11 protein-coding genes are annotated in these 11,130 nt (G+C 37.8%); 6 read left to right on the forward strand and 5 right to left on the reverse strand.

Translation table 11 applies throughout. The features are described 5' to 3' along the window. On the reverse strand, positions 1–906 hold the full coding sequence (locus RF53_RS06240) for an AAA family ATPase (protein ID WP_039036968.1): 906 nt from the start codon (positions 904–906) through the stop codon (positions 1–3). 12 nt (positions 907–918) lie between these two features. Further along, on the reverse strand, positions 919–1,302 hold the full coding sequence (locus tag RF53_RS06245; RefSeq protein ID WP_006792946.1) for a response regulator: 384 nt from the start codon (positions 1,300–1,302) through the stop codon (positions 919–921). A gap of 446 nt (positions 1,303–1,748) precedes the next feature. Between RF53_RS06245 and RF53_RS06250 the strand changes: the two genes are divergently transcribed. The 6 genes from RF53_RS06250 (at position 1,749) to RF53_RS06275 (ending at position 8,491) form a co-directional block, all read left to right on the forward strand. Beyond that, on the forward strand, positions 1,749–3,077 hold the full coding sequence (locus tag RF53_RS06250) for a hypothetical protein (protein WP_039037203.1): 1,329 nt from the start codon (positions 1,749–1,751) through the stop codon (positions 3,075–3,077). Positions 3,078–3,183: 106 nt separating this feature from the next. Continuing rightward, positions 3,184–4,491 carry an ABC transporter substrate-binding protein gene (locus tag RF53_RS06255; RefSeq protein WP_039036969.1) on the forward strand — a complete coding sequence of 436 codons (1,308 nt, stop codon included), beginning with the start codon at positions 3,184–3,186 and terminating at the stop codon, positions 4,489–4,491. A gap of 138 nt (positions 4,492–4,629) precedes the next feature. After that, entirely contained in the window at positions 4,630–5,502 is an 873-nt protein-coding gene (locus tag RF53_RS06260; RefSeq protein WP_039036970.1) for a carbohydrate ABC transporter permease, read from the forward strand. Between the two features lies 1 nt (position 5,503). After that, positions 5,504–6,334, forward strand: a complete 831-nt coding sequence (locus RF53_RS06265) for a carbohydrate ABC transporter permease (protein ID WP_039036971.1) — start codon at positions 5,504–5,506, stop codon at positions 6,332–6,334. Between the two features lie 10 nt (positions 6,335–6,344). Then, positions 6,345–7,355: an ABC transporter ATP-binding protein gene (locus tag RF53_RS06270; protein ID WP_039036972.1), complete on the forward strand. Its 1,011-nt coding sequence runs from the start codon at positions 6,345–6,347 to the stop codon at positions 7,353–7,355. 176 nt (positions 7,356–7,531) lie between these two features. Then, the gene (locus tag RF53_RS06275) at positions 7,532–8,491 is read left to right on the forward strand and encodes a sugar-binding transcriptional regulator (RefSeq protein WP_039036973.1); all 960 of its coding nucleotides are present in this window, start codon (positions 7,532–7,534) and stop codon (positions 8,489–8,491) included. A 498-nt stretch (positions 8,492–8,989) separates the two neighbouring features. On the opposite strand, the gene RF53_RS06280 is transcribed toward RF53_RS06275, so the two are convergent. Genes RF53_RS06280 through RF53_RS06290 form a run of 3 tightly spaced genes read right to left on the reverse strand, consistent with a single transcriptional unit; the run spans position 8,990 to position 11,122 of the window. Further along, the gene (locus RF53_RS06280) at positions 8,990–10,132 is read right to left on the reverse strand and encodes a phage head morphogenesis protein (protein ID WP_039036974.1); all 1,143 of its coding nucleotides are present in this window, start codon (positions 10,130–10,132) and stop codon (positions 8,990–8,992) included. A 1-nt stretch (position 10,133) separates the two neighbouring features. Then, positions 10,134–10,676, reverse strand: coding sequence for a hypothetical protein (locus RF53_RS06285; RefSeq protein ID WP_039036975.1), 543 nt, complete (start codon positions 10,674–10,676; stop codon positions 10,134–10,136). A gap of 2 nt (positions 10,677–10,678) precedes the next feature. Next, positions 10,679–11,122: a hypothetical protein gene (locus tag RF53_RS06290; protein ID WP_039036976.1), complete on the reverse strand. Its 444-nt coding sequence runs from the start codon at positions 11,120–11,122 to the stop codon at positions 10,679–10,681. Positions 11,123–11,130: the final 8 nt, after the last annotated feature.

The following is an 11,130-nucleotide window of genomic DNA, read 5'->3' on the forward strand; positions in this document are numbered from 1 at the left end:
CTACACCGGAACCGGCACAGCATTTAAAATGTCATTCATTTGAGCTTCACCCGATTCATTATGCAAACCTAAGCGGTGCTGGCACACACTTGTAAAAACTGCTTGTATATCTTCAGGAACTACATAATCGCGTCCATCAATATAAGCCCATGATTTAGAAGCCTTAGCTAACGCAATGCTTGCTCGAGGTGATAATGAAGACGCAAACGCATTGCTGCTTCTTGTATAATTAACAAGCTCTATAATGTAATCAACAACGGGAGTACTAAGTGTAACTTCACTAATATGTGCCTGAATTTGTTTTAATTGTTGCTTATCTATCCGTTTAGGAAGTTGGCTGTAGTCGCGTTTTTGCATATTTAAAATTAAACGTTTTTCAGCTTCTTTTTGAGGAAAACCAAGGCTTATACGCATTAAAAATCGATCTAACTGAGATTCCGGTAACGGATAAGTACCCGATTGGTATAAAGGATTTTGCGTAGCAATAACAAAAAATGGATCTGGAAGGCTATACTTTTTGCCATCAACAGTGACTTGTTGTTCTTCCATGGCTTCAAGTAATGCACTTTGCGTTTTTGGCCCTGTACGGTTTATTTCGTCAGCTAATACAACTTGACTAAAAATAGGGCCTTTATGAAACGTAAAGCTGTGATCGTTACTATTAAATACATTTGTACCGAGTATATCGGCAGGTAGTAAGTCACTTGTAAATTGAATTCGTTGGTAAGATAAGCCAAGTACTGCCGCTAAACCATGAGAAAGTGTGGTTTTTCCCATGCCAGGCAAGTCTTCAATTAGTAAGTGTCCTTCGCTAAACAAGCAAGTTAGTGCTAATTTTATCTGTTTTTGTTTTCCAAAAATAACATCTGATAAGTCTTCAATAATCGCTTTAACGGAGCTTTGCATGCTAACCTTTTATTATTCTATGTGTTCGAGACGTTTCATTACGGTATCAACTTTTTTTGCATTAAAAGGTTTTGCTATAAACCCTTTAGCTCCAAGCTCCCAAGTATTCTGAACATTTTCTAAGCTGTTATGACCTGAGCACATAACTACATGTGCGTTTGGGTAGGTTATATTAATAAATTCTAAAATATCAGTCCCATCAGAGTCGGGTAAGTCTACATCTAAAAAAATCACACTAGGGCATTTTTTATCAATAACTGGCTTGGCAGAGCTAAAATCCGTGCTTTCTAAAATATCTTCATAACCCAGTTCGGTTAATATTTGGTTTAGGTAATCACGGATTTCTTTAACATCGTCAATGATGAGGATAGGCTCTAAAGGGCGAACAAATTCCATATGTAAGTTACTTCTTTTAATACTTCTTAAGTACATTAATATTAAGCTATGACCTTAATAACCTCAAGAACGTTGCTTAAAAAATCACAATACATCCATACTTTTGTTTATTTTGTATTCTGCTTAAAAAATATCAAAACAACACTCAATTCTACTACTTTCTAATTAATTTAAAAGTTATCCATTTTATAAACACCCGCACACTCGTTTTTTCAACCACATCTAATAAATTTACAAGTCATTGATATTAAAACTTTTAAATTAACAATTCTAATTTTGTAAATGTTTTGTAATAAAAAATCGTTGACCTATTAAAATCATTCTGTGATTATGCTCAGCAGTTGAGCTAATGCTCATTGGTGGATTTTAATATAAAGTCACATACAATGCTCATAATGCTTTTCTACACACTCACACTAAACACTACACAACACGAAGAGCTTATTATGTTAAAAAATAAAAATACAAAATTCGCAATCTCACTATTAACAGCTGCAATGGCTACCTCTATGTCAGCTCAAGCTGATGTTTCTGACTACTTAGACCGCGTTGATGTCGACTTTTTATTAATGCAAAATTTCCAGTCTATTCAAGCAAAAGAGGGGGCGTTTCGTCCTGAAGATGAAGTACAAGAATCTGGATTTGGCCGTATAAGAGCAAATTTACAGCTTAAATTTCATATTAACGAATTTATTACAGCTGATATTGATATAGCTGAAGAACCAAATGATTTTGGTGGCGGCGACCGAGATTTTTCATTTCATAATGACTTTGCCGGTGTTGAGTTTGATTTATTTGGCCTTTATGGAACACCAAAAGAAGATGAGAATCTGACCCTTAGGCTTGGTAACATTGGTGCATCACCGTTTCAATTCAAAGGATTCCAAGATGGAGCAGATAACCAAGGTAATGCATTAATTGGTAACGGAATAACTGATTACGCTACAGCTGAAAATGGCGCGCAACTTAGTTACACAAAAACTTACGACAGCGGTTTTCTTCGCTCATACAATGTGGCTGGCCATATAACAACCTCAAGCTTTGGCGAAGCATTCCAAAAAGACCGTGGTTACAATTACCGTTTACAAGGCACATTAGAATTTGAAGGTGGTTTCAAAGCGGGTTTAAATCTTTTCAAGGCCAATCAAGGCGACCAGTTAAACTTTGAAAATGGTGTAGCTAGTTTAGACGGAGTAACTACAACAAACTATCGTTTTGGCGATGGTGAAAACTATAACTTTTCTGCCTCACCATCAAATGAACGTGACACGCACGTAGGTGCAATGCCCGGACTAGAGCAGTCAATCATACAACTAAATCTAGCATACCAACCATCTGACGAAACAAGTTTAGTGTTCATGGTTGGTAAATCATCAGATGATTACACATTTGCAGATGCTGCGGGCAATGCAGTTGCAGGAATTACATACTTTGGTACCGATGGAGTAGCCGATGCTAATGGCACAACGTACGATTCAAACAGTGTGATCAAAGGTGATACATCAGTAGAATATTTTGTTTTTGAAGCACAACAATACCTTATCCCTAAACAGTTATATGTAGCAGCTCGTTATTCAGAAGCAGAAAATACATCTGATTTAATTGAGCAAACAGACAATACAGTAGAGCGTATTCAAGTTGCTGCGGGCTACTGGTTTAACGATAAAACGTTATTAAAAGTGGAATATGTAAATCAAGAAGAAGGCGTTAACTCTGCAGGCCAAATAGGCGCTGGTTTTGATGGTTTCACATCTGAGATTTCAGTTAAATTTTAACTTATATTCAGTAACTTAGTACTTAATATTCACGTAATTAAAGCTATTTTAATTAACTTTTTTAAGTACAAGTACACCTTTTATTGTTTGAGATAAGGTATTTAAAATGAAAAATAAATTATTAATGCTTGCCTGTGGCATCATGGCAATGAGCAACGCTTACGCAAAAGAAACAATTACAATTGCTACTGTTAATAATGGTGACATGATCACCATGAAAGAACTAAGCAATGAATTCACCAGGCAAAACCCAGATATAGATTTAAAGTGGGTAACACTTGAAGAAAATATTTTACGCCAACGTGTAACAACAGACGTGGCCACAAAAGGTGGTCAGTATGATGTTATGACAATCGGTACTTATGAAGTACCAATTTGGGGTAAACAGAACTGGTTAACAGAGTTAGATAACCTTGGCAAAAATTACGATTTAGATGATTTACTACCCGCGATTCGAAGCGGCCTTACCGTTAACGATAAGCTATACGCCGCTCCTTTCTATGGCGAAAGCTCAATGGTTATGTACCGTACTGATTTAATGGCAAAAGCTGGGTTAACCATGCCTAAAGCACCGTCTTGGGACTTTATTAGAAAAGCAGCAAAAGCGATGACCAGTAAAGAGGATGGCGTTTATGGTATGTGTTTGCGTGGTAAAGCCGGTTGGGGAGAAAATATTGCACTTATTACATCAATGGCTAACTCATTCGGTGCACGTTGGTTTGACGAAAACTGGAAGCCTCAGTTTAATACACCTGAATGGGAAAAAACTCTTCAGTACTATGTTGATGTTATGAATGAATCAGGTCCTGCGGGTTCGTCAGCTAATGGCTTTAACGAAAATCTAGCATTATTTCAAACCGGTAAGTGTGGTATATGGATTGATGCAACAGTAGCTGGCGCATTTGTTACAAACAAAACAGATTCTGAAGTAGCCGATAAAGTTGGTTTTGCACTCGCACCTGACAACGGGCTAGGTAAACGTGGTAATTGGTTGTGGTCGTGGACACTAGCCATTCCTTCAAGCAGTAAAAAACAAGATGCTGCAATGAAATTTATCAGCTGGGCAACATCTAAAGAATATACTCAACTTGTAGCCGATAAAAAAGGCTGGGCAAAAGTGCCACCGGGTACTCGTAAATCTTTATACAGTAACTCTCAGTATATGGAAGCAGCGCCTTTTGCTCAAATAACATTAGATTCAATCGAAACCGCAGATCCTAAAAACCCAACCGTAAAACCTGTTCCTTATGTTGGTATTCAGTTTGTTGCTATTCCGGAGTTTCAAGGGATAGGAACAGCAGTAGGGCAACAATTTTCAGCCGCTTTAACTGGGCAAATGACCGTTAAACAAGCGTTAAGCTCATCTCAACGTTTAGTTGAAAGAGCCATGCGCAAAGCGCGTTACCCTAAGTAGTATCAATTATAGGTGGGCAAGCTCTCAACTTGCCCTGTATTTTATGTCAGTTCTATTTATGATTTTACATATTATTAAGGGTTTCTGATTTTCACTTAATAGTGAGTAAATAGAATTGGCTTTTTTAAGGTCACCGTTATGGCAACAACTAACTCGCGTACGCTTGCTCGGTTCATGCTTCTTCCTAGCGTAACATTGTTACTCGCTTGGATGATTGTTCCGCTGTGTATGACATTGTATTTTTCATTCATTGATTACAATTTATTGGTTCCTGGAGATAAAGAATTTGTAGGTTTTTTAAACTATGAGTTTTTTTTAACTGATCCGGCGTTTTTTGAATCTTTTTTTAACACGCTTTATTTAGTTACTGGCGTGTTATTCATTACCATTTGTGGTGGTATAGGTTTGGCTATTTTATTAGACCAAGCAATATGGGGACGTAATTACGTTCGTATAATGGTACTTGCGCCATTTTTTGTTATGCCAACGGTTTCAGCCTTAGTGTGGAAAAACATGCTTATGAACCCTGTAAATGGTTTGTTTGCTCACTTTGCAATTTGGTTAGGTTTTGAGCCAATAGACTTTTTTGCTCAAATGCCCTTATTTTCAATCATTATAATTGTGTCTTGGCAGTGGTTACCATTTGCAGCACTGATTTTGCTTACAGCAATTCAGTCACTAGACCGAGAACAATTAGAAGCCGCTGATTTAGATGGCGCAGGCCCATTTAGTAAGTTTTTCTATATTGTTTTACCTCATTTATCTCGCGCTGTGACTGCGGTGATATTAATTGAAACCATCTTTTTACTCTCTATATTTGCTGAAATATTGGTTACAACAAGCGGTGGGCCAGGTTATTCATCAACAAATATTACTTATTTAATTTATACCCAATCATTACTGCAATTTGATGTAGGTGGTGGTTCGGCAGGTGGCATTGTTGCCGTGATCATTGCAAATATAGTAGCAATATTTTTAATGCGCTTAATTGGCAAAAACTTGGAGGGGTAAAATGAGTTTTAAAAATAACACACGTTCAACACTTATTTATACCATAGCGGCATGGACAGTCAGTTCAATGATTTTCTTCCCTATTTTATGGACGTTGATCACAAGCTTTAAAACAGAATCTGAGGCTATATCAGCTACACCCACTTTGTTTGCATTCGAGTGGACGCTAATAAATTACTCAGATGTATTATCACGCTCACCATACTTTACGCATTTTTGGAATTCGGTTGTTATTTCATTAGGGTCAAGTTTATTAGGTTTATTAATCGCTGTACCGGCAGCATGGTCAATGGCTTTTGTTCAAAGTAAAAAAACAAAAAATTTACTAATGTGGATGCTTTCGACCAAAATGCTACCGCCGGTAGGGGTGCTAATACCTATTTACTTATTATTTCGCGACTTCGGTTTACTCGATACAAAACTAGGTTTAGTTATCGTGATGACCCTTATAAATTTACCAATTATGATCTGGATGCTTTATACCTACTTCAGAGAAATACCGGGTGAAATATTAGAAGCTTCACGCATGGATGGTGCAACGATTGGCGAAGAAATATTTCATGTATTACTGCCTATAGCCTTACCTGGCATTGCTTCAACATTATTGTTAAATGTAATTTTAGCCTGGAACGAGGCATTTTGGACTCTAATATTAACCGCAGCAAATGCTGCACCATTAACTGCATTTATAGCCAGTTATTCAAGCCCAGAAGGGTTATTTTACGCCAAATTATCGGCAGCATCTGCCATGGCCATTGTGCCAATTTTAATTCTTGGTTGGTTTAGTCAAAAACAATTAGTGCGCGGCTTAAGCTTTGGCGCAGTAAAGTAGGAGAACACACATGGGCAGCATCACACTAAAACAAGTCACTAAAAACTTTGACGACGTAAACGTTATTAAACCGTTAGATTTAGAAATTAAAGACGGTGAATTTATTGTTTTTGTTGGGCCATCAGGCTGTGGTAAATCAACATTACTACGCATGATTGCGGGGCTTGAAGACACAACAAGCGGAAATATTGAAATAGATGGGCAAGATGCAACACATACACCACCTGCTAAAAGAGGCTTAGCAATGGTGTTCCAATCTTATGCGTTGTACCCACATATGAGCGTTCGCAATAACATTGCTTTTCCACTTAAGCGCGCTAAAGTAAGCGCTGCAGAAATAGAAACTAAAATCGCTAACGCCGCTAAAATTCTTAATTTAACTGATTATCTAGATCGAAAACCAGGACAGCTATCAGGTGGTCAACGTCAACGAGTAGCAATAGGGCGCGCAATTGTTAGACAACCCTCTGCATTTTTATTCGATGAGCCACTATCAAATTTAGATGCTTCATTGCGTGTAAATATGCGTCTTGAAATTTCAGAGCTGCATAAAAGTTTAGCCACTACAATGATCTATGTAACTCACGACCAAGTTGAAGCAATGACAATGGCCGACAGAATTGCTGTATTTAATGGCGGTATTATCGAGCAAGTAGGTACTCCATTGGAACTTTATCAACACCCAGTAAATAAATTTGTGGCAGGTTTTATTGGTTCACCAAAAATGAACTTTATCGATATTCCAAATGGTGACACTAATGGAGCGTCAAGCTTAGGTGTTCGTCCAGAGCACTTTATAATATCGCAAGATACAGGCACGTGGTCAGGTAAAGTAGGGGTAATTGAGCACTTAGGGTCTGAGAGTTTTTTACATGTAACACTTACAAATGGCAGCACAGTGACAGTAAAAGCTGATGGTGATTGCTCGCTCCAATACGGTGACTCTGTATTTTTAACTGCGCAAGAAAATAAAGTACACAAGTTTGATAAAAATGGGGTAACAATTAAAGCTAGCAACTAAGTTTGAAAGCAATAGAGCCAATACCTTATTTAGTCATAATTAACTTTAAGGTATTGGTTATTAGCTCATTATTGGCTTCGGCATTATATAAATAAATGATATATTTGCCTTAAAGCATAAGTTTGAAGCCATTAATAATATCAAACACAAGTTACTCCTTAATTACAGAGGTTTAAGTGGCAAAATTATCGAACACAGAAATAAGAAAACTTGATGATGCAGCAAGAGCGGGGTGGTTATATTATGTCGCCGGCCAAACTCAAGACGAAATAGCGAAAAAGCTTAATGTATCTCGTCAGTCAGCGCAGCGAATGGTTGCTTTATCAGTTAGCCAAGGCCTAATAAAAGTAAGACTCGATCACCCCATTGCCAAATGTATGGATTTAGCAGAAAAATTAAAAAGCCGATTTGGTTTAGCATCATGTGAAGTGGTACCAAGCGATCCATCTGAACCATCATCTACAGTTGGACTTGCACAAGCTGGTGCCGCTGAGATACAGCGCCATTTGAAATCAGAAACGCCAAAAGTATTAGCAATGGGAACAGGGAGAGTTTTGCGTGCTATTGTTGATGAACTACCAATACTTGATTGCCCACAACATAAAATAGTGGCTATGTTAGGTAACATGGCGTTAGATGGTTCGGCTTCGCCTTACGATGTTGTAGTTAGAATGGCTGAACACACTAATGCAAAACATTATCCGATGCCATTACCAGTTTTACCGCGCAGTATTGAAGAAAAAAACCAACTTCATGCACAACATAATATAACTGCGAACCTGAAGCTTGCTAAAAATGCAGACGTAACTTTTGTTGGCATTGGTAGTTTAGGTGAAAAGTCACCATTACACATAGATGGTTTTGTTGACGCTGATGAATTAAAAGAGCTTCAAGACTTAGGCGCCGTTGGTGAAATGATCAGCTGGGTTTACGATAAAAATGGCCAATTGCTTGATTGCACTGTAAACCAACGCGTTGCGAGTACGCCATTAGTAACAAATGAAAACAAACAAATTTATGCAATAGCTGCAGGTGAAGAAAAAGTGTTGGCTATACTAGGCGCTGTAAGATCAAATATGATTAGTGGTTTAATCACTAACGAATATACCGCAGAACGTTTACTCAGCATTGATTGAGTTATTTGAACATTGCATTGTGTATTACAAAATTTTTATAGCGAACAAAACGACCTAATGTCCGATACCGTCTAGTATTGGACATAATAAGAGTGTATTCATGCGCTCTTATTAAACAACATATAACTACCTATAATTTATATTATGTTAAATAGCATGTTTTAATTACTTAGTAAGGTAAAGCGCTTATCTATTTAACGTATAAAACGCTCTATTTGTAAGGGGTTGTTCATTTCTAGAATAATGATGATATGAAGATTTTCGCCCTCGTCTTTTGGAAAAGCCCATTATTACTGGGTTTGGCTAACCCTGAGCGCAAAATTAGCTAAATTCGGATTACGCTTGTTTTTAGACGAAACCTGTTCAAACTGACTCATTACCCGATCATTCCTGCTCATTGTACGTTTAGAATTAGATCATTCTTGATCGTTTAACTTTCCTTTAAACAGACTTTAAACGCCTTTTAAACGCTGTTTAAATATTTTGAGCTGCCGATATTTAAACTTTTTCGGCAGCTATGATGCTATTGAACGTTGGGCCTAGCTCTATTGTGATCATAAAACCTTGATACGATATTTTCACTTGGCTACTTATATAAGCAAACGTATTTGGATTTTGAACAGCGTTCATTAGTTCGTGTATTTGTTCAATTGCTAATTGGCCAGTTAAGAACTTTTCAATTTGAGCACTGCTAACTGTAACAGCGCTACTATATATAGGTGCGTTTTTACGTGACAACTCGTTTAGTAAATTTACAGGCAAATGCCCTAACGTAAATTGCTGGTTATCTGGTACTGACTTTTTAAGCGCTAACTTTGCTGCTTGTAAGTTTACCTGCTTTATATAGTACCGCTGAGATTTTAAAACTGCTTCGTTAAATTGTGGTACCGCCAGTTGTTGTAAATCTTTTGATAGATTTATGACTGACTTACCCGCTGCAATGTCTGCACCTAACCATGCTTTCCCTGGATTATAATCCCAACCTAAATCAATGCCTGGTAATTTACTTAGTTCTTCACCTGTAGATGGATCAACAACATTAAATGACTCCATAAACTTATCTACTTTTTCAGGCTTTGTAACTGTTAAGCTCATACGTGCTAAATCGCGCGCATTAAGTGACACCACTTTACACCTGCAGTTATAACCATTCGGTGGATAATGTGTATCCCAAAAAGGATGATCCACAGGCAATAAAATATAATTCCACTTACCGTGTTCAGGTCTTACGCGGCTATCACCAGCAGTTAAATATAATAAATAAGGTCTGCGCTGTTTTATACGTTCTTGTTGTTGCCAACGGCCAGCTGCACGTGCGGTGTTTTTATTGTTTTGATAAATTACTTTTGAACGCCAGCCCCGCTTGCCATTGTATGACCAACCTTGATCACCCACTATTTTGTCAAAGCGTTTTCTAAAGTCCGATATGGTCTCGCCATCACTAATCGCTTTATCTACTGCTTTATATAGCTCGTTAATGATCTCGATTTGAGTTGCACCGGCAACAGTAAATGCCTTGGCATGAATTAAGCCTTGTAAATCTTTATATGATTCACTGGTTAGTTTTATTTTGTCTTTAAAGTGAGAAATGGCTTCCTTGAATTTTACAAGGTCGCCATATTGTGGAGCTGGTAAGGCCATATCATTGCTCTTTTAGTGACTGTTGAATGTCCTGAATTTCATTTCTGCGTGAGTTATCACGGCTATTACCAAAGAAGAAATTCAATATTGACGCCACAACGGTGCCTAAAATAAAGCCTAAAATGGTGTCTGCAAAGCGTGTGGCGGTATCAGGAATGGTTAAAAACGTTATACAGCCTATGTATATAACCGTTGCAACCGACCAAAACCACGCATAGTAATAAATGAAGCGTTTAGAAAACTTATCATCTTGATTAAGTGCCTGTATCTGCATATTTCGGGCGCTTTGGGTGTTTTTAAACGCTAAATCATCAAGCTCTTTTTCACGGTTTAAAATGCTTTGCCTAAGTTCTTGTTGTAGTGCGCTGGATTGCTGAATACGGTCCATCGCTTCTTGTGCAGAGCCTCCATTAGTAATGGTTTGCGCCATATCAACAACTTTAGATGCGACCTTTGATCCATTGTCGCCCCCTATCCAACCGCCTATTTTTTTATCCAAGCCTGTGAGCTTTGCAAGGCCAAGTGCTATTGTAATTGGGTCCATAGTTATACCTTTATATAGTCATCGTAAGATTTGCCGCCAATTTTAATAAGCTCTAAACCTTCAAGCTTTTTATATTGACGAACGAGGCTTTTAGCGGTTGTAAAATCGCATGTGTGGTATTCAGTTTTTTCGTAAAGCTCTGGCATTTCTTTTTTTGCACGGCGTTTACCCCACACTTTTTCTGCATCCTTGATTGATTTAGCCGTATATTTAGCGCGTGTTCGTTTACGCCACACATCAGGAATACACGAAGGGCGTTCGTTATCTTTAGAGTACCAACCACCTTTTATTACATCGTCGACGTACACAACTAAACTGGTTTTAGACTCAGATACACGACCACGTGTAACAGTTATTTCAAAATCACCGTATTTAAAAATAACCGTTCCAAATAGCCCAGCCAAGTGCTTTTCTATCTCTACCCACTGCTCTTTTGTAATGGCCATAAGCGCCC

It is taken from the genome of Pseudoalteromonas sp. ECSMB14103, assembly GCF_000813065.1.
In the GTDB taxonomy this organism is placed as follows: Bacteria; Pseudomonadota; Gammaproteobacteria; order Enterobacterales; family Alteromonadaceae; genus Pseudoalteromonas; species Pseudoalteromonas marina.